Source organism: Gluconacetobacter aggeris, assembly GCF_014174395.1.
GTDB lineage: Bacteria > Pseudomonadota > Alphaproteobacteria > Acetobacterales > Acetobacteraceae > Gluconacetobacter > Gluconacetobacter aggeris.
The window spans coordinates 336749-356354 of sequence record NZ_JABEQD010000001.1; the positions used below are offsets into that span (position 1 = coordinate 336749).

The following is a 19606-nucleotide window of genomic DNA, read 5'->3' on the forward strand; positions in this document are numbered from 1 at the left end:
TCCGGAAAGCATGCCGCCCCTTGGCCGGCATGCTTTCCAACGAGGGCGTCAGTCGACGACAACCTGGAAATAGATGCTGCGGCCGTAATAATCTTTCTCGTTGATGCGTTGCAGGTTCGTCCCCTGCACGTAGGTACGATGCGCGCCCACGAGATTGTCGACCTCGTATTTGAGACGAATATGGTCGGTGATGTCGTTCCATGCCGCCAGGTCCAGGCTGAGCAGTTCGCCATACCCGACATTTTCCCACGGCTGTGACGCCGGGTCGGTCAGATATTTCGGGGTGTAGGACAAGGTTGCCCGGACGGCGCCGCGCATCTGCGGAATATGCCACGTCGCGGCACCGTTGAAGATATAATTGGGCTGGTCGGGCAGTTGGTTGAGTTTGTACGACCCGTTCGATGACGCATAGATCATCGATCCGTGCATCCAGGTCCCGTTGATCGAAATATCGAAACGCTGCCCGAACGGACCCCGCAGCCCTTCTTCGACCAGCGAGCCTTCGACCCCCATCAGCGAGGAGTTGGTGGCGTTCAACGGCTCGGTCACCGATGTCGGCATACCGTTGATCATCTGATGATCCAGCAACGTGTAAATGTCGTGCTTTATCATCTTGTCGAAATAGGCAACGCTGACCACGCCATGGTTATGATTGAAATATTTTTCGACAGATGCATCGAAGTTATTGGCGCGGCGTGGCCGCAGATTGGGGTTGCCGCGTGACAGCGTACAATCGGTCCCGCCCCGCATGTCGTCGCCGCATGTCAGTTTCTGCACCTGAGCAATCTGCGAGGGCATGGGGCGCCCGACCGTCTGGCTGAACGACGCGCGCAGGCGGACCTCATAGGGAAAATCATGCAGGAAGGTCACCGACGGAAGCGGATGCAAATAGCCGCCTCGATTGGTGCCCAGACTGCCGGTCGCGTTGCCGTTCTGCACCTCGGGCAGCAGGCTGTTGAAGCTGACGCCATCGGCCCGCACACCGGCGATCAGCAACGTATCCTTCCATTTGTAATGAAGCGACAGATACCCGTCGATCAGTTGCTCGCGATAGCGATAGAACGATTCCAGCGTATCGTTTCGACTGGTCACGACATCGAGTTTCTGCTTGGACCAGGGGAATTTTCCCATATCGATCCAGGGCAGGGTATAAGGTGCGCCCGGCGGCACGAAGTTGGGGAAATACATGTAGCTCGACGCGTCGCCACCCGTGACGTAATCCTCATAATTCATCTGGTCGGTTACGTTGAGCGAACGCCATTCGAACCCGGTCGCCAGACCGAAACCGTGGGCATGCGGCCCGATATTGCGGGTATAATCCAGACGGACGTTCGTCACCCCTTCCCGCGCATCGTCATGATAGCGCTGGATCTGGCTCAGACTATATTTCATGGCCCGCAGCTTGTCGGGGTCGTTGACCCCGACCATCGAGGCAAAATCGTCACTGACATTATAATCGGCATAAAGCGGGTAAAGACCCTGCTTTTTCGGATAGGCATATGCCGTCAGGCGAGGCTGATAATTGTGATACGACTCCCAGGTGTAACCGACGCGCAGCTTCAGGGACGAGATATTGTCATGCCAGCCGACATTTCCCAGGACACCATTGCTGCTGCTCTGCCAGCGATCCTGCCGGACATAACTGGATGAACGATAGATCAGCTCCCGGCCGCTGGTGGGCGTCTGGTTCCAGATCTGAGGGTTGTCCAGCAGAAGATAGGTATGATCCATCATGGAATGTTCCCATCGCTCATAGGAATATCCCATCAGTGACGCACTCCACCCCGAATCGGTCGGGCGCCACTCCAGCCGGCCGGAACCACCGAGATTCGTGATCGAATTCGAATAATTTCCATATTCGATATCCTGTGGCGCCTCCCATCCATTCCAGCCCTGTGCCCGACTGGGGATGTTGTTGCTCATGCCACCGACCGGCAGGCCCTTGTCATCGTAGAAATAGCTGTCGGTCTGCCAGTTCTTGTAGGAATTGCGAACGCGGTTCTGATATCGGATCGAGACGATCGCCCCGAATTCCTTATTCTTTCCGAACCGGTCGGCAAGAACGGCCTTTGCGCCCTGCGCAAGATGTGGCGACTGCCCGGAGACGCGATTCGATCCCGCTGCACCCTTGTAGGTCGAATAGACACCATAGGCGGTAAAATATTTATACAGCCCCTTGTAATCGAAGGCACTGCGCGGAACCATATCGATCACCGCGCCGATGGCGCCACCGTCCTGCTCGGCAGTGAACGTCTTGTAAATATTGTCTTCGCCCGTCAATTCTCCTGGAATATTCTGAAGATTGACGCGCCGCGTGCCACCGCCGTTATCGCCGATCGTCGCCAGCGTAATGCCGTCCAGCGTCGTCTGGTTCAGGTCCGGAGAAATGCCGCGCACGCTGACATATCGCGGCTGATCCCCATCCTGAATACCCGTCACACCCGGCAGCAGGACCAGAAGATCCGCAACCGAGGATGCCCCGCCCCCAAGGCTGGATGTATCATTATAGGCAATACTGTCGACCAAGGCATCGGAGTTCCGCTTCGTGGTCACGACCGAACGGTGCCCGATGACGTCGAGCTTTTCATCGTCGTCCACACGCCGCTGTTTTTTTTCGATACCTGAATCGGGCTTCCTGCGGATGACGGCACTGCGGCCGTTGAACTCGCCAACCGTCAGGCTGGTGCCTGCCAGAAGCGCGGACAGGGCAGCCCGATCGTCCATCGTCCCCTTGATGGCATGAATCCTGATATTCTCGGAACTTTTCGCGGACGCGATGACACCGATCCCGGTAATTCTCTCATACTGGGCCAGGGCCGCCGGCAGGCTGGGCGTCGAGATATCGAAATAATGCGTCGCGGCCATAACCCGGTGCGACGACATGACTGTTCCAACAAACAGCGCGGAAACCAGGGCGCTTGAACGACGCATTGTCCAGAAACCTCTAATGCAGAAGGGCGTGCATGAGGGAAGACGTGCGCCGGACCTGCTCCCCCTCCCCTTGCGGGATCGGAAAGAGGTTAAGAGTTTGCGTCAGAAGTGTTTCAATATTGTTACATTCGATCCGTCGGATGCGGAAAGCCGCCAAACAGCGTCTTTCTGCCATCCCAGGCATGGTCGCCGCCCGACAGGCGTGATCCGAGCCCTCTCTTTACGACGCCCCATGATGCTGCCAGGAACCATCGCGCCGTCATCAGAGGAAAGTCCGTACCGACGTGAGTGGAGACAGTGAAGCCCGTCCGGCGAAACCTGCGACTACCGTCCCGGATGACAGGCGCCTATCCTGGATCGTGGACGAGATCCTGCCTCATGAGCATGCTGTCCGGCAGTGGCTGCGGCGTTTCCCCTTGGTGGATGTCGGCACCGAGGATATCGTGCAGGAATGTTACGCCCGGCTATGCGCAGCCCAGCCGGGTGACATCCGCAACGGCCGCGCCCTGTTCTTTCGCTGTGCCCGCAACCTGATGATCGAAGCGGCCCGCAAGGCGAACATTCACTATCTGGACCGCAGCCTGGATTGGGATGATGAAATCGCCGATTCCGCCCCGTCTCCCGAACGTATCGCCGCCGGGCGGCAGGAAATCGACCATCTGAAAGCGCGGATGCTGAAACTGCCTGCCCTGTGTCGCGATGTCTTCGTCATGCGCAAGGTCTACGGCCTGAGCTATGCACAGATCGCCCAGAAGCTGCGCATCTCGGAACGGTCGGTCGAACGGCAGGTCTCCAATGGCCTGTCGTGGCTGGCCACGCACGACGAAACCGCGCGGCCCAGGCAAACGCCTGCCGACAGCGACCTGGAAGACCGGCCTCAGTCCGGCCGTCCGATCCGGGCGGAGAAGCGGTCATGACCGATACTGGCCGTCCGGTCTTCTTTCCGCGTTTCGGCGGGGGACGACATTCCCGCACCGATCAGGCCAGTCAGTGGGTCGCGATGCAGGACCGGAAGATGCTGACGCCCGGCGAACAAGCCCGCTTCGACCGGTGGCTGCAGGCGGACAGCCGCAATCTCGGCGCCTATGTCCGCGCGCAGGCGATCTATAGAACATTGAACTACACGGCACCCGCTACCGCAGCACCCGCCTTGATGACGGGCCCGGACCGCAAGGCCGCCCAGGTCCATGGTCGGCGACGCGTGCTTGTCGGGGCTGCGGCGGCGTGCATCGCCGGCCTGGCAGGACAGCCCGTTCCGCCGGATCAGGTCTTTCTGCTGCGCCGCGACCATGAGGCGCCGCGCCGCTATCACTGGCGCGGCGCCACGCTTACACTCGACGCCCTGTCGGCTGCCTATGTGCCTGATACGGGGCGTGTGGGACATGCCATCCGTTTTCTGTCCGGCCGGATCGGCGTGCAGGCCACCGATATGCCCATTCATCTGTCGGCCGGCCCGCTGCTGATGCAGGCGACCCATGCCGATTTCGATCTGACCATCGATGACGGTCGGGCGGCGCTGATCGCCTATGCCGGCACCATCGCGCTTTCAGCCGGCAGTACGAACATGTTGCTGAAGGGGCCCGCCTTCTACCATCTGCCCTCGGCCCCCAGCCTGGCCATGAACGCCACCCTGTCCCCGCACCCGCTTTCACCGACCGATATCCTGTCCGGCCGGGCATGGCGCGATGCGCAGGCGGTGCTGAACGACACGCGCCTGGCGGACGCCGCAGCGCAGTTCAACCGCTATTCCCGCACCCGGATCATGATCGAGAGCGACCGCATTGCCCGCAGCCGCGTGACAGGCAGCTTCGACCTGCTGCGGCCTGTGGAATTCGCCCGCTCGGTCCAGAGGCTCCTGCGCTGTCGGCTGTCGGAAACCGGCGACAGGATCGTCCTAGCCTGATCGACAGCGGAGGTGATGGGATTGCCGGGTGCCCTTCGTGGCGTTAATTCCCGCTTATGAGCACCACCCTTCCCACCTGCCCGCAATGCACCCTGGACGATACCCATATCGAGGGGACGCATCATGTCTGTGACACCTGCGGCTATGAATGGCCCGCCGATATTGCCGAAGCGGCACCGGCCGACGAACTCGTGCGCGATGCCAACGGCGTGACGCTTGCCGACGGTGATACGGTCGTCGTGATCAAGGATCTGAAGGTGAAGGGGTCTTCGACGACGCTGAAGGTCGGCACCAAGATCAAGAACATCCGTCTTCGCGGCGGCGACCACGCGGTGGAAGCAGGCGGATACATGCTGAAGGCCGAATTTCTGCGCAAGGCGTAGCGGAGCCGGGGGCTACATCCCGGCGATATCCCGGATAAAAAAACGCCCGGCCACCGAAATGGCCGGGCGCAACGAACATCGGACCGGAGCGGGCGATCAGATATGGATCGCCCGCTTTTCCACATCCAGCGCCGCTTCCTTGACCGCTTCGCTCAGCGTCGGATGCGCGTGGCAGGTGCGGGCGATATCTTCCGACGAGGCGCCGAATTCCATCGCCAGCGTGGCTTCGGCGATCATTTCGCCGGCGCCGGGGCCGATGATGTGCACGCCCAGCACCTTGTCGGTCGTGGCATCCGCCAGCACCTTCACGAATCCGTCGGTCATGCCCATGGCGCGGGCGCGGCCGTTGGCGGTGAAGGGGAACTTGCCGGTCTTGTAGGTAACGCCAGCGTCCTTCAGCTCTTCCTCGGTGCGGCCGACAGTCGCGACCTCGGGCCAGGTATAAACGACGCCGGGGATGGCATCGTAGTTCACATGCCCCGCCTGGCCGGCCAGGATCTCGGCGATGGCAACACCTTCATCCTCGGCCTTGTGCGCCAGCATCGGGCCGGCGATGACGTCGCCGATCGCGTAGACGCCCGGCACGCTGGTCGCATAATGGGCATCGGTCACGACGCGGCCGCGCTTGTCCAGCGCCACGCCGGCCTCCTCCAGGCCCATGCCCTTGCTGGCGGCGGTGCGGCCGATCGACAGCAGGACGATGTCGGCTTCCAGCGTCTCGGCGGTGCCACCGGCGGCCGGCTCGACGGTCAGCGTCACGCCCTTGCCGGTCTTCTCGGCCTTGGTGACCTTGTGGCCCAGCTTGAACTGCAGACCCTGCCTGGTCAGGATACGCTGGAACTGCTTGGCGATCTCGCCATCCGTGCCCGGCACCAGACGGTCGAGATATTCGACCACCGTGACCTCGGCACCCAGACGGTGCCACACGCTGCCCAGTTCCAGACCGATCACGCCGCCGCCGATGACAACCAGCTTCTTCGGCACCGCCGACAGTTCCAGCGCACCGGTCGAGGTGACGATGATTTTCTCATCGACCTCGACACCCGGCAGGCCGGCGCTGTCGCTGCCGCTGGCGATCACGATGTGCTTCGCCGTCACCTTCTTGCCATCGACCGTGATACGACCGGTGCCTTCCAGCTTGCCGAAGCCCTTCAGCCAGGTGACCTTGTTCTTCTTGAACAGGAACTCGACGCCCTTGACGTTGGCATCGACCACTTCGGCCTTGCGCGCCATCATCCGCTTCAGGTCCAGCTTGACGCTGTCGATCAGGATGCCATGGCCCGCATAATCATGGCCGGCGGCATGGAAGTTCTCGGACGATTGCAGCAGTGCCTTGGAGGGAATGCACCCGACATTCAGGCAGGTGCCGCCCAGGGTCGCGCGCTTCTCGACGCAGGCGACCTTGAAGCCGAGCTGGGCCGCGCGGATGGCGCAGACATAACCGCCGGGGCCGGCACCGATGACGATGACGTCATAATCGGTCTCGGCCGGGGGCGCGCCCGCCGGGGCCGGGGCCGGAGCAGGCGCGGCCTTGGCTTCGGCAGGCTTCGCCGCGGCCGGTGCTGCCGCCGGCGCGGGCTTGGCGGCCGGAGCGGCACCGGCGGCGCCTTCCTCGACGGTCGTCAGCACGGCGCCGACCGCGACTTCGTCACCTTCGGCCACGGCATGCGTGCCCAGACGGCCGGCCGCCGGGGCGGCGACCTCGACGCTGACCTTGTCGGTCTCCAGTTCCACCACCGGCTCGTCGGCGGCGACGCTGTCGCCCGGCTGCTTCAGCCATTTGCCGATCGTGGCCGTCGTCACGCTCTCGCCGAGAGTCGGCACCTTGATTTCAATGGTCATATTCTTGTCCTGCGTTCGCTGCGTCGGAAGGAGATCGGCGAACCGGGCCGAAGACCCGGTCCGCCCCGGCGCATCAGACCTCGAGCAGCAGACGGCGCGGGTCTTCCACGTTCTGCTTCACGCGCACCAGGAAGCTGACGGCTTCCTTGCCGTCGACGATGCGGTGATCGTAGGTCAGGGCGATATACATCATCGGCCGGATCACAACCTGGCCGGCCACGGCGATCGGACGATCCTGGATGGCATGCATGCCCAGGATCGCCGACTGCGGCGCGTTGATGATCGGCGTCGACATCAGCGAACCGTAGATGCCGCCATTGGTGATCGAGAACGTGCCGCCCGACAGCTCGTCCAGCTTCAGCGACCCGTCACGCGCGCGCTTGCCGAAACCGGCGATCGCGCTCTCGATCCCGGCGAAGCTGAGCTTCTCCGCATCGCGGATCACCGGCACGACCAGCCCGTTCGGGCCGCCGACCGCGATGCCGAGATTAACGAACTCGCGATAGATGATGTCGTCGCCGTCGATTTCGGCATTGACCGCCGGGAATTCCTTCAGCGCCGCCATCACCGCCTTGGCGAAGATCGACATGAAGCCCAGCTTGGTGCCGCCATGCTTCTTCTCGAAGATGTCACGATATTCGGCGCGCAGCTCCTTCGCCGCCGTCATGTCCACCTCGTTGAAGGTGGTCAGCAGGGCGGCGGTGTTCTGGGCGTCCTTCAGGCGGCGGGCGATGGTCCGGCGCAGGCGGGTCATCTTCACCCGTTCCTCGCGCGGGTCGTCGGTGCGCGGCGTGGCGGGGGCGGGGGGCGCCTTGGCCACCGGCGGCTGCGCCAGGAACGACAGCACGTCACCCTTGGTCACCCTTCCGTCCTTGCCCGTGCCGGTGCCGATCTCGGCGGTCGAGATGCCCTTCTCGGCCATGATCTTCTGCGCCGACGGCATCGGGGCATGGGCCGCACCCTGGGCCGCGACATCGGATGGCGGGGTGGCGGGACGCGCGACCGGGCCGGCAGCGACCGGCTGGGCCTGGACGCCGGCGGGGGCCTTGGCGGGCGCCGCCCCCTTGGGGGCGCCGCTGCCGGCCTCGACCGACGCCAGGATGGTCCCGACCTCGACCTCGGCGCCTTCGGCGACGAGCTGCGGACCTAGCACGCCGGCTTCCGGCGCCGCGACCTCGACGCTGACCTTGTCGGTCTCCAGCTCTACCACCGGCTCGTCGGCGGCGACGCTGTCACCCGGATTCTTCAGCCACTTGGCAATGGTGGCGGTCGTCACGCTCTCGCCCAGCGTCGGAACCTTGATCTCGGCAGACATCTTTCTTTCCATTCCCTCTGCCGGTCAGATCCGCGTGCTGGACCGGGGCACGATCGTCCGCGCCCCCACCCGTCGTCTGCCGGCTTGTGCATTCTCAACATAACCAGACTGAAGCCGGCGCGGGAATACCGCGCCGGCCGACCTTCGACGTCCCGGCCGGCGGGCCGGGACGCAACCTCAGGCCACGCCCAACGCGCTGGCGACCAGGGCCGCCTGTTCGCTGGCATGGATTCGGGCCAGACCCGTAGCCGGGCTGGCGGCCGCCACGCGGCCGACATAGGTCGGACGCCCGCCCTTGCGGCCTGCCTTGGTCATCACGCCCTCGATCAGGCGATCGACGAAGGTCCATCCCCCCATGTTCTCGGGTTCTTCCTGGCACCAGATCACCTGGGCCTTCGGATACAGCGCCAGTTGTTCGGCCAGCAGCTTTTCCGGGAAGGGATAGAACTGTTCCAGCCGCAGGATCGCGACCTTGTCCAGCGCGCGCTCCCGCCGCTCGGCCAGCAGGTCGTAATAGACCTTGCCCGAGCAGATCACGACCCGCTCCACCTTGTCGCCCGACGCGATCGGATCGATCTCGCCGATCACCGGACGGAAGGTGGTGCCCGACGCGAACTCCTCGAGGTTGGACACCGCGAGACGATGACGCAGCAGCGATTTCGGCGTCATGATGACCAGCGGCTTGCGATAGCCCAGCTTGAGCTGGCGGCGCAGGGCATGGAAATAGTTCGCCGGCGTGGTGATGTTGCACACCCGCATGTTGTTCTCGGCGCAGAGCTGGAGGTAACGCTCCAGACGGGCCGAGGAATGTTCCGGACCCTGGCCTTCGTAGCCATGCGGCAGCAGCAGCACCAGGCCCGACATGCGCAGCCACTTGGTCTCGCCCGAGGCGATGAACTGGTCGATGATGACCTGCGCACCGTTGGCGAAATCGCCGAACTGGCCTTCCCACAGCACCAGCGCGTTCGGATCGGCCAGCGAGTAGCCATATTCGAAGCCCAGCACGCCGAATTCGGACAGCAGCGAGTTATAGACCTCGAACACGCCCTGCGCGGGGTCGATATTGTTCAGCGGCGCATAGGTGTTCTGGTTGACCTGGTCGATCAGCACCGCGTGGCGCTGGCTGAACGTGCCGCGCTGGCAGTCCTCGCCCGACAGGCGGACGCGATGCTTTTCCAGCAGCAGCGAACCGAAGCCCAGGGCCTCGCCCGTCGCCCAGTCGATGCCTTCGCCGGTCTGGAACATCGCCGCCTTGGCCTTGAGCTGGCGCACGATCTTCGCGTTGACGTTGAAATCGGCCGGCGCGGTGCTGATCGCGGCACCGATCCTGCGCAGCGTCTCGACCGGGATACCGGTCGCGGGTTCGGGGTCCACCGTGCCGACCGGCGGCGGCTTCAGGCCGGTCCAGGCCCCTTCCAGCCAGTCGGCCTTGTTGGGCTTGTAGGTCTGCGCGGCCTGATAGGCCTCTTCCAGACGGTTCTGGAACGCATCCCACTGCCCGGTGGCCTCGGCTTCGGTCACCACGCCTTCGCGCACCAGACGGTCGGCATACAGCGTGCGGATCGTCGGACGGGCGGCGATGGCCTTGTACATCGTCGGCTGGGTGAAGGACGGCTCGTCGGATTCGTTATGGCCGTGGCGGCGATAGCCGACGATGTCCAGCACGATGTCGGTGGCGAATTTCTGGCGGAAATCGGCCGCCAGACGCGCGCAATAGATCACGGCCTCGGGCTCGTCGCCATTGACGTGCAGGATCGGCGCCTGCACCGCCTTGGCGACGTCGGTGCAATAGAGGCCGGAGAACGCATGCGCCGACACGGTGGTGAAGCCGATCTGGTTGTTCACCACGATATGGACCGTGCCGCCGGTGCGATAGCCGATCAGTTGCGACATCGCCATGGTCTCGTAGACCAGGCCCTGGCCGGCGAAGGCGGCATCGCCATGCATCAGCACCGCCATGTGGCGGCTGCGCACATGCGGGTCGTCATCATCCTGGGCGGCGCGCACCTTGCCGATCACCACCGGATCGACGGCTTCCAGATGAGACGGGTTGGGCTGCAGCGAGATGTGGACGGAATTGCCGTCGATATCCACGTCGGTCGAGGTGCCGAGATGGTATTTGACGTCGCCCGAGCCCTGCACGTCGTCCGGCTTGAACGAGGCGCCGGCGAATTCGCTGAAGATGGCCGTATAGGGCTTGCGCACCACGTTGACCAGCGTGTTCAGGCGGCCGCGATGCGGCATGCCGATCGCAACCGTGCGCACACCGTCCTTGGCCACCTGGTCGATCAGCGCGTGCAGCGCCGGAATGGTGACGTCCTCGCCCTCCAGTCCGAAACGCTTGGTGCCGACATAACGCTTCTGGCAGAACGCCTCGAAGCCCTCGGCCTCCGTCAGGTGCTCCAGGATGACCTTCTTCTGCTCGGCCGAGGCCCCGGCGCGCCAGTTGTCGCCTTCCAGCCGCTGCTGCAGCCAGTTGCGCTGCTCGGGGTCCTGGACATGCATGTATTCCGAGCCGATCGGCCCGCAATAGACGGCGCGCAGCGCGTCCAGCACCTGGTTGATCGTCGCCGACTGCATCTGCGGGCCGATCAGGTTGGCGACGATCTTGCCCAGATAGATCGGACGGTCGAAATCCTGCGGACCGAACCCGTAGGTCGCGGGGTCCAGATCGGCATGGGGCTTGGGCACCTGCAGGCCCAGCGGGTCCAGCCGTGCTTCCAGATGGCCGCGCACGCGATAGGCGCGGATCAGCTGCGTCGCGCGCAGGCTGTCGTCGGCCGCCGCATTCAGGCTGGCCGTCGACACGGGCGCGGCCTTCGCCGGAGCCGCCACAACGTCGCCGCCATCGATGCTGGAGGGGCGCGGCGCCCACGAGGCACCTTCCGCGTCATGCAAAATCGCAGCGCCTTCCTCGTCCATCGCCGAGAACAGCGATGCGAAAGAAGGATCGACGCTGCCGGGGTCCGACACCCAGCGAGCATACAGGTCGGCCAGATAGGCCGTGTTGGCTCCGCTGAACGCGGTCGACAGGATATCTACGCCCGCCATCTTGAAGACATCTCCTCGTTCATGACCTGATCGGCCACGTCATTATCCGGACCCGGACCCTCTCCGCCGATCACGGCGAAAAGACGATCCTCACCCTTTATCGTCCCAACCCTAGCGTCACCTTTGGCCATCCGCCGCCATCTTTCGCCACGGGCTGGATTGCTTCGCACGCATACTCACCTTTCCGTTTCCACCTGCTCACGCAACGGTGTCACGAAACCGGCATCAGGCGCGCGGCACACCGAACAGCGACGGCACCGGCAGATGACCCGAAGGGCCGTCCATACCCAAGCAAAGAGCGAACCACTTGCCTACCACCGCGCCGCTCACACCACCGCCATATGCGTCACGATACCGTGACAGCAGGGAACGACCGCCCCCGAGCCCAAACCGCCCCGACCGCCGCTGGCGCATCCGGACGCACGCCGCCGGAACACACACTGGCAGGGCGAGGCGCCGCCGCATTGGAAATGCTGAAAAGAAAGGCAGATCCTGCATGGATTTTGGCTGAGCCTGCCGGACATGATCAGGACAGGTGCGGCAGGTCCAGATAGGCGGCACTCTGCATCTCCTCGAGCCGCGAGGCAGTCCGTTCGAAGGCCTGCGCGCCTTCGCCCTTCTGGTAGATCGCATCCGGCTGGTCCTCGGCCGAGGCGAACAGCTTCACCTTCTGTTCGTACAGCGTATCGACCAGAACGATGAAACGGCGGGCAACATCGAAATTATCGGGTCCCAGACGGGGAATATCGTCAAGCACCAGGGCCGGGAAGCGCATGGCCAGGGCCAGATAGTCGCCCGCGCCCAGCGCCCGGCCGCACAGGTCGGAGAAGGTAAAGCGCGCCACCGGGCCGGCCGCGACCGTCACCGCGAGCTTGCGGCCCATCACCTCCAGCGTCACGGGGCGGATCGGGGCGCCATCGGCCAGGCGCATGAAGAGCGAATCCAGCTCCTGCGTCGCATCGGGGCCGGGCGGCACAATCCAGGTCGTCATGCCGCGCATGCCGCCGCGACGATAATCGCGCGGCGAGTCCAGGACCACCGTATCGACCTCGCGCTGGATGATCGCGATGAAGGGCTTGAAGGCATCGGCCCCCGGCCGGTTCTGGAACAGGTCCTGCGGTTCGGTGTTCGAGGTCGCGACCACGACCACGCCATCGGCGAACAGATATTCGAACAGCCGCCCCAGCACCATCGCGTCGGCGATATCGTTCACCTGGAATTCATCGAAGCAGAGCAGCCAGGCTTCCTGCGCGATGGCGCGGGCCAGCGGCGGAATCGGATCGGCCAGGTCCGGGTTCCGACGCTTCATGTCGTGCAGCCGCTTGTGAACATCCTGCATGAAGCGGTGGAAATGCACCCGCATCTTGTGTTCGACCGGCGCCAGTTCGAAGAACAGGTCCATCAGCATGGTCTTGCCGCGCCCGACCTGCCCGACCATGTAGACCCCGCGCGGACGCGGCGCCTCCGCCGCGCCGCCATTCAGGCCCAGCCGGGCCTTCAGCCCGCCCAGCAGCCCCTTCGGCGGCGGGCGCCGCACCACGGGGTGATAACCGGGCAGTTCGCGCCACAGCCGGTCCAGCCGGGTGGCCGCCTTGGCCTGCTCGGGGTCGCGGGACAGCAGTCCGGCGGCAACCCGCGCCTCGTACGCAGCCAGGGGCCCGGAGCCAGGGGGCAGATTCAGATCGGATGCGAAGGCTGTCAGCGCGGATTCCATGATCTATCGCCGATAGCGCCGGCAACGCCTCTCAGCAAGAGCATCCACTCGCCAAACCGTGTCGTGACAGGCCTGCTCTCCATCTGGTGAACTCCGTCGCGGTCCATGACCACACATCAAGGATGTTTCACGATGATCGACTGGTCCGCCTACCGCCATTTCCTCGGCCGCGCCGTGCCCGCCTTCGCCGCCCTCTCGCCGGGAACGGTCGAAGGGCTTACGACGCTGGACAATGCCCCCAAGACCACCAACCGGCTGGATGCCAAGACACGCGAACTGATCGCGCTGGCCGTCGCCGTCACCACCCGCTGCGACGGATGCATCGCCGTCCATTCCAAGGCCGCCGTGCAGGCCGGCGCGACGAAAGAGGATATCGCCGAGGCCCTGGGCGTTGCCGTGGCGCTGAACGCCGGCGCGGCCGCGGTCTATTCCACCCGGGCGCTGGACGCGGCCGAAAAGGCTGCCGGCGCGGCCTGACACCCGCGCGGCGGGACGCACCGTTCCGCCCCACCTTGATTTCCCGCCGGCTCCGGCACTAGGAATCGGGATGTGGTCTTCCTCATCCCGATCCCGTGCAGGTTCCATGACCGTCACCACGCCCATCCGTCCCGATTACGCCGCCCTGGAAGCCGCCCAGGTTTCCGACACGCCGTTTGCCCATGTCGTGGTCCGGAACTTCATCCGGCCGGACGATCTGGCGGCGCTGGTGGCCTCGCTGCCCGAACTGTCGTCCGGCGGATCGTTCCCGCCCTCGGCGCTCACCCTGTCGCCGCTGGCGCAGGGCCTGATCGCGGAGATGGAAGGGCCCGTGCTGCGCCAGGCGATCGCCCGCAAATTCGCCCTGGACCTGGACGACGCGCCGACCATGCTGACGCTGCGTGGCCGCACGCGGGCCAAGGACGGGCGCATTCATTGTGATTCCGTGGCCAAGCGCGTGACGGTGCTGCTGTATCTCAACCCGGCCAGCGAGGCCTGGGCCCGGCAGGAGGGCTGCCTGCGCCTGCTGCGCGGTCCGGACGATGTCGAGGATTATGCAGCCGAGATCCCGCCCGTCGACGGCACGCTGCTGATCTTCCCCAACGGCCCGACGACCTGGCACGGCCACCGGCAATATGTCGGCCGGCGCTACACGATCCAGCTCAACTATATGCAAAACGACGCCAAGGCGCGGAGCGAACTGCGCCGCCACCGCCTGTCGGCCCTGGCAAAGCGCCTGTCGCCCGCCGCCTGATCCGCACCGGGCGTCGGCCCTGATTCTGACACGATCCGCGCCGATCATCCTGACATGAAACAGGATTCGGCCCGCCATGGCCGAACTGACTTTAGATTATAGGAGTCCCGTCATGCGGGTCCGCACACTCCCCCTTCTGATGGCCGGCATCCTGCTGGCCGGCGCCACGCCGATCGCAGCCTCGATGCCTGCCCTGGCGGAGCACTGGGATCGTGGCCGCCACGACCATGGCTGGCACGATCACGGGCCGGACCGTGGCTGGAACCGGGGCGACGGCCCCGGCTGGCGCGGCGATGACCGCGGCTATCGTCGCGGCCCCGGCGTTGGTGCCGCCATCGGCGCCGGTGTCGCCGGCCTGGCGGTGGGCGCGCTGATCGGCGGGGCGCTGGCCTCGCAGGCCGCGCCACCGCCGGCCGCCTATTATCCGCCTCAGCCGGAACCGCCGCCGCCCCCGCCGGCTTATTATCCGCAGGCGTCCTATGGCCCGCCGCCTTACTGAACCCGCCCGCCTGACACGCCCGGCCCGTTCAGCCCCATGATTTCCCGGAGACCTCCGTCCATGACCGTCCGCCGGTTACCCCTCATTGCCGCCCTCGCCCTGCTGACCACGCCCGCGCTGGCGGCGCCCGACACCACGGCCCCGACCGCCACCGCCGCCCCGGGCTCGGCCGTCCCCGTCCACACACCGCACGATCCCTCGCCGGACCAGCTTGAAGCCCATATCGCAACGCTGCATCAGCAACTGGGCATCACCCCGGCGCAGGACAGCGCGTGGAATGCCTTCGCGCAAGTGATGCGCGACAATGCGGCACGCTTCCATGACACGATCGAGCAGCGCCGCGCCAAGCTGGCGACCCTGAGCGCGCCCGACAACATGCAATCCTACGCCGACCTGATCACCCAGCGCGCGCAGGACCTGCAGTCGCTGAACATGGCGTTCCGCACGCTCTATAACGGACTGAGCGACGCACAGAAGAAAACCGCCGACACCCTGTTCCGCCAGTCGGACAACCACCCGAAACAGGCTGCCGCGCACTAAGCGTTCAGGGCTCTGCCCTGAAACCCGCCAAAGGGCATTGCCCTTTGGAAACCATTCGATATCAACGCATTGGGATGCAGGGGGCCGCGCCCCCTGTCGGGTTCGGGCAGAGCCCGTCCCTTTATGTGCCGTTCAACGGGTACCAGGCCCGCCCGTCGCGGGCCAGCAGCGCGTCGGCACCGGCCGGGCCGGTGGCCCCGGCATCATAGAATTCCAGCCCCTCGGCCGCGTGCCCCCAGGATTGCAGCACCGGATCGACCGCCGTCCAGGCCGCGTCGATATTGTCGGCCCGCTGGAACAGCGTGGCATCGCCGGTCAGGCAGTCATACAGCAGCGTTTCGTACCCCACATTGGGTTGCAGGTCGAACGCGTCTTCATAACGGAACCTGACCTGCACCCCGGCCAGGTCCATCGCCGGGCCCGGATGCTTGGCGGCCATCTCGATCGTCAGGCCCTGGGCCGGCTGCACGTTCAGGATCATGCGGTTGGGCGGCAGGCTGTCGGTGGCCGTGCCGCGAAAGATCGCCACCGGCGGCTTCTTGAACTGCACCACCACTTCGGTCCGCCGCCCGCCCAGCGACTTGCCCGTCCGCAGGTAGAAGGGCACGCCCGACCAGCGCCAGTTATCGACACACAGCTTCAGCGCCACATAGGTCTCCGTCACGCTGTCGGGGGCGACACCGGGCGCCGCGCGATAGGCGACGACCGGCTTCCCCTCCACGGTGCCGGCGCGATACTGGCCGCGCACCGCGTCCTCGGGCCGGACCGGGCGCACGGACTCGAATAATTGCTCCTTCGCCGTGCGCACCGTCTCGGCCGAGAACGAGGCCGGCGGCTCCATCGCCACCATGGCGAAGAGCTGGAACAGATGGTTCGGCACCATGTCACGCAACGCGCCCGTGGGCTCGTAGAAGGCGCCGCGCTGTTCCACCCCGATGGTCTCGGCCGCCGTGATCTGCACATGGTCGATATATTCGTTCCGCCAGAGCGGCTCGAAGATCAGATTGCCGAACCGCATGGCCAGGATGTTCTGGACCGTCTCCTTGCCCAGGAAATGATCGATCCGATAGATCTGCTGTTCGTCCAGCACGCTCAGGACCTGCCGGTTCAGCGCCCGCGCGGTCGCCAGGTCCGAGCCGAACGGCTTCTCGATCACCACGCGGCGAAAGGCCCCTTCCTGCTGGGCGACCAGCCCCGCCTGCCCCAGCATCTCGACCAGCGGGCCGAAGAAGCGCGACGGCACCGCCAGGTAGAAGACGGCATTGCCCTTCACCCGCTCCGCCAGCGCCCGCATCTGCTGCAGGTCCGCAAAATCGGCCTGCATATAATCCAGCCGGTCGGCAACCCAGTTCCAGGCATCCTGGTCGATGGTGGGCGTATAGAACTCGCCGTCCGGGTCCTTCGTGAAGTCCTGCATCGTGGCGGCCAGCCCGTCCCGCCAGTCGGCGGCGGTACCCGCCACGCGATCGACGCCCAGCACGCGGAAATCGGCGTCCAGCAACCCGCTGCCGGCCAGATTGTACAGTGCCGGGATCAGCAGCCGCTTGGTCAGGTCGCCGCGCGCACCGAAAATGACCAGCGTGCAGGCCGGCGCCGGCCGGCTGCCCGATGGCGGAATGGCGTGTGCGCTGCGCGCCGGCGACGAAATATCGCGAAAGAACGACATGACGGGACATCCCCCTGGACAGGCCGCCAGCGCATGGACCGGCGGCGGAAACGGACGCATTGCGCCGGATCGACCTGCACCATCTGACACCCGCATGGCCGTCGTGACAACGCGCGGCGGCGCCATCCGCGCACACAAGCGTGGGACCCGGGGCACTCCCCGGGGCCCGGAATGGGGAAAAACCGGGCCTGACGGCGGCTCTCGCTTGCGTCGGGCCCGGTCACGCACTACCTCTCAGCGTCTCCGTTCCGGAGTTTCCAGCAGGCCCACCGGATAGGCCGGGGGCACAGATCAGGGATTGTGTTCGATGGGATACCGCGTCGCGGTCGTAGGCGCCACGGGAGCCGTGGGGCGTGAGATGCTCAAAACGCTGGCCGAACGCGCGTTCCCGATTACCGAGATTGCCGCCCTGGCCTCGGCCCGCTCGGCCGGACAGGAGATCTCGTTCGGCGAGAAGAAGGTACTGAAGGTCCAGAATCTCGAGACCTTCGATTTCACCGGCTGGGACATCGCCCTGTTCTCGCCCGGCGCCTCGGTCTCGGCCGTGCATGCGCCGCGCGCGGCCAAGGCGGGCTGCATCGTCATCGACAACACGTCGCATTTCCGCATGGAACCCGACGTGCCGCTGGTGGTGCCCGAGGTGAACCCCGACGCGCTGAAGAAGGCCAGGCGCGGCATCATCGCCAACCCGAACTGCTCGACCATCCAGATGGTGGTGGCGCTCAAGCCGCTGCACGACCTGTTCACCATCCGCCGCGTGGTGGTCTCGACCTACCAGGCGGTGGCCGGCGCGGGCAAGGAAGGCATGGACGAGCTGTTCACCCAGTCGCGCGGCAGCTTCGTCGGCGACCCGGCCAGCCCCGAGCAGTTCACCAAGCAGATCGCCTTCAACTGCATTCCCCATATCGACCGCTTCATGGATGACGGCGCGACCAAGGAGGAATGGAAGATGGCGGTCGAGACCCGCAAAATCCTCGACCCTGATATCTCTGTTTTCGCTACCTGTGTGCGGGTGCCGGTCTTCATCGGGCATTCCGAGTCCGTGGTGGTGGAATGCGAGGAAAAGGTGGATCTGGAGCGCGCCCGTGCCGTCCTTCGCGACGCGCCGGGGGTCATCCTGCACGACAAGCCGGAGGATGGCGGCTATGTCACGCCGATCGAATGTGTTGGCGAGGACGCGACTTACGTGTCGCGGCTGCGGATCGACCCCACCGTCCCCAACGGGCTGGCCTTCTGGTGCGTCGCGGACAATCTGCGCAAGGGGGCTGCGCTGAACGCGGTGCAGATCGCCGAGACCATGATCGCGCTGGACCTGATTCACCCGCGCACCCGCTGACCCCGAATGCCGCGAAACCGGAACGGTTCGACTCCGTTCCGGTTTCCGCGAACCGGACCCCGGCAAGGCGTCTCGCGACCTCGTGTTCCCCCCTGCGTTGACCGCGCCCTTTCCCCGGCGTAGGACCGAACAGGCACAAGGCGACGGAACAAACCGGAGCCATAATCAGGGAAATCGACGAGACGACCATGCAGGATGTCCGTGATGCGCTCTATATAGGGCACCGAAGCGACGGAACACTGACCCGGCGACCCATGTCCCCGCATCTCCAGGTCTATCGCTTCCGCCTCTCCATGTTTCTTTCGATTGCCAACCGGGCAGCCGGCGTCGCGGCGGCGGCAGGGTCCGCCCTGGGCGTCTGCTGGCTGAACGCCGCGTCGAAAGGGCCAGAATCCTTCAAGAAGGTTCAGAAGGTCACCCGCAATCCGCTGGGCAAGCTGGCCCTGGCGGGGTGGACGCTGGCGCTGGTCTATCATTTCGTCGCGGGGCTGCGGCATCTCGCATGGGATGCCGGCTACCGCTTCGAGAAGAAGCAGATCAACGAGGACGGCCCGGTGGCTGTGGGCGTGACCGTGGGCGCCACGCTGGTGCTGGTCGCCAGCATCTTCGGCGTTGCCGCCTGCCGCTCCAGAAAGAAGAAGGCATCCTGACATGAACGCGTCCCATACGCCGCGCATCGATGTCATGCGCTCCCAGCTGGGCCGGGCCCGTGGCCTCGGCTCGGCCAAGACCGGTGTCGACCATTGGTGGCTGGAACGGATGTCCGCCGTGGCGCTGGTCCCCCTGTCGGGCTGGTTCGTGCTGCAGGTCCTGCGCCTGGCCGGCGCCGAACAGCAGGACGTCGTGGAATGGGGCGGCAAGCCCGCCAATGCCTCGATGCTGCTGGCCCTGATGATCCTGACCTTCTACCACATGCAGCTGGGCCTGCAGGTCATCATCGATGACTATGTGCATGGCAAGGCGCACCTGCCGGCCAGCCTGCTGCTGAAGGGCGCGGCCCTTCTGATCGGGCTGTTCGCGGTGATCGCCGTCCTGAAGCTGGCGCTGGCTCCGTCGACCAAGGCGGGTGCCTGATCGGGCACCCCCGGACGGTGTCCGGGGGGCCACGAAGCAAGTGACACAGAGGACAGTTCCGGCCCCGGAGCAGCCGCCTGAGGCGCCCATCGGGCCGGACGAGCATCGGGACACGTCCAAA

General features: G+C 65.2%; 16 protein-coding genes. 10 read left to right on the plus strand and 6 right to left on the minus strand.

Annotation, left to right across the window (positions count from 1 at the left end; all coding sequences use genetic code 11):
* Positions 1-48 precede the first annotated feature (48 nt).
* Complete coding sequence (locus tag HLH36_RS01520) at positions 49-2883, minus strand: outer membrane beta-barrel protein (RefSeq protein WP_182984724.1); 2835 nt, start codon at positions 2881-2883, stop codon at positions 49-51.
* 332 nt (positions 2884-3215) lie between these two features.
* On the opposite strand from HLH36_RS01520, the gene HLH36_RS01525 reads away from it, so the two are divergent.
* The 3 genes from HLH36_RS01525 to HLH36_RS01535 are packed head-to-tail and all read left to right on the plus strand — an operon-like array spanning position 3216 to position 5217.
* Positions 3216-3848 (plus strand): sigma-70 family RNA polymerase sigma factor, encoded by a 633-nt coding sequence (locus HLH36_RS01525; protein WP_182984725.1) that lies wholly within the window; start codon positions 3216-3218, stop codon positions 3846-3848.
* A complete protein-coding gene (locus HLH36_RS01530; RefSeq protein WP_182984726.1) occupies positions 3845-4834 on the plus strand; it encodes a FecR family protein in 990 nt (329 codons plus the stop codon). Before HLH36_RS01525 ends, HLH36_RS01530 begins: the two co-directional genes overlap by 4 nt.
* 56 nt (positions 4835-4890) lie before the next feature.
* Positions 4891-5217 (plus strand): zinc ribbon domain-containing protein YjdM, encoded by a 327-nt coding sequence (locus tag HLH36_RS01535; RefSeq protein ID WP_182984727.1) that lies wholly within the window; start codon positions 4891-4893, stop codon positions 5215-5217.
* 96 nt (positions 5218-5313) lie between these two features.
* On the opposite strand, the gene lpdA is transcribed toward HLH36_RS01535, so the two are convergent.
* The 4 genes from lpdA to zapE all read right to left on the minus strand — a co-directional run bounded on the left by lpdA (position 5314) and on the right by zapE (position 13139).
* Positions 5314-7059, minus strand: coding sequence for a dihydrolipoyl dehydrogenase (gene lpdA, locus HLH36_RS01540; protein WP_182984728.1), 1746 nt, complete (start codon positions 7057-7059; stop codon positions 5314-5316).
* 73 nt (positions 7060-7132) lie between these two features.
* Complete coding sequence (odhB, locus tag HLH36_RS01545) at positions 7133-8374, minus strand: 2-oxoglutarate dehydrogenase complex dihydrolipoyllysine-residue succinyltransferase (protein ID WP_182984729.1); 1242 nt, start codon at positions 8372-8374, stop codon at positions 7133-7135.
* A 177-nt stretch (positions 8375-8551) separates the two neighbouring features.
* The gene (locus HLH36_RS01550; protein WP_182984730.1) at positions 8552-11425 is read right to left on the minus strand and encodes a 2-oxoglutarate dehydrogenase E1 component; all 2874 of its coding nucleotides are present in this window, start codon (positions 11423-11425) and stop codon (positions 8552-8554) included.
* A 526-nt stretch (positions 11426-11951) separates the two neighbouring features.
* A complete protein-coding gene (gene zapE / locus HLH36_RS01555; RefSeq protein WP_182984731.1) occupies positions 11952-13139 on the minus strand; it encodes a cell division protein ZapE in 1188 nt (395 codons plus the stop codon).
* A gap of 132 nt (positions 13140-13271) precedes the next feature.
* Between zapE and HLH36_RS01560 the strand changes: the two genes are divergently transcribed.
* The 4 genes from HLH36_RS01560 to HLH36_RS01575 all read left to right on the plus strand — a co-directional run bounded on the left by HLH36_RS01560 (position 13272) and on the right by HLH36_RS01575 (position 15409).
* Complete coding sequence (locus HLH36_RS01560) at positions 13272-13616, plus strand: carboxymuconolactone decarboxylase family protein (protein ID WP_182977684.1); 345 nt, start codon at positions 13272-13274, stop codon at positions 13614-13616.
* A 106-nt stretch (positions 13617-13722) separates the two neighbouring features.
* A complete protein-coding gene (locus HLH36_RS01565) occupies positions 13723-14370 on the plus strand; it encodes a 2OG-Fe(II) oxygenase family protein (RefSeq protein ID WP_182984732.1) in 648 nt (215 codons plus the stop codon).
* A gap of 112 nt (positions 14371-14482) precedes the next feature.
* A complete protein-coding gene (locus tag HLH36_RS01570; RefSeq protein WP_182984733.1) occupies positions 14483-14869 on the plus strand; it encodes a hypothetical protein in 387 nt (128 codons plus the stop codon).
* A gap of 60 nt (positions 14870-14929) precedes the next feature.
* Positions 14930-15409, plus strand: a complete 480-nt coding sequence (locus HLH36_RS01575) for a Spy/CpxP family protein refolding chaperone (RefSeq protein WP_182977687.1) — start codon at positions 14930-14932, stop codon at positions 15407-15409.
* Between the two features lie 121 nt (positions 15410-15530).
* On the opposite strand, the gene zwf is transcribed toward HLH36_RS01575, so the two are convergent.
* Positions 15531-17075 (minus strand): glucose-6-phosphate dehydrogenase, encoded by a 1545-nt coding sequence (zwf, locus tag HLH36_RS01580; protein WP_182984734.1) that lies wholly within the window; start codon positions 17073-17075, stop codon positions 15531-15533.
* Positions 17076-17382: 307 nt separating this feature from the next.
* On the opposite strand from zwf, the gene HLH36_RS01585 reads away from it, so the two are divergent.
* From HLH36_RS01585 to sdhD, 3 genes are all read left to right on the plus strand, one after another.
* Positions 17383-18411, plus strand: coding sequence for an aspartate-semialdehyde dehydrogenase (locus tag HLH36_RS01585; RefSeq protein ID WP_182984735.1), 1029 nt, complete (start codon positions 17383-17385; stop codon positions 18409-18411).
* A gap of 188 nt (positions 18412-18599) precedes the next feature.
* Positions 18600-19061, plus strand: coding sequence for a succinate dehydrogenase, cytochrome b556 subunit (sdhC, locus tag HLH36_RS01590; RefSeq protein ID WP_182984736.1), 462 nt, complete (start codon positions 18600-18602; stop codon positions 19059-19061).
* Between the two features lies 1 nt (position 19062).
* Positions 19063-19485, plus strand: coding sequence for a succinate dehydrogenase, hydrophobic membrane anchor protein (gene sdhD, locus HLH36_RS01595; RefSeq protein WP_182984737.1), 423 nt, complete (start codon positions 19063-19065; stop codon positions 19483-19485).
* Positions 19486-19606 lie beyond the last annotated feature (121 nt).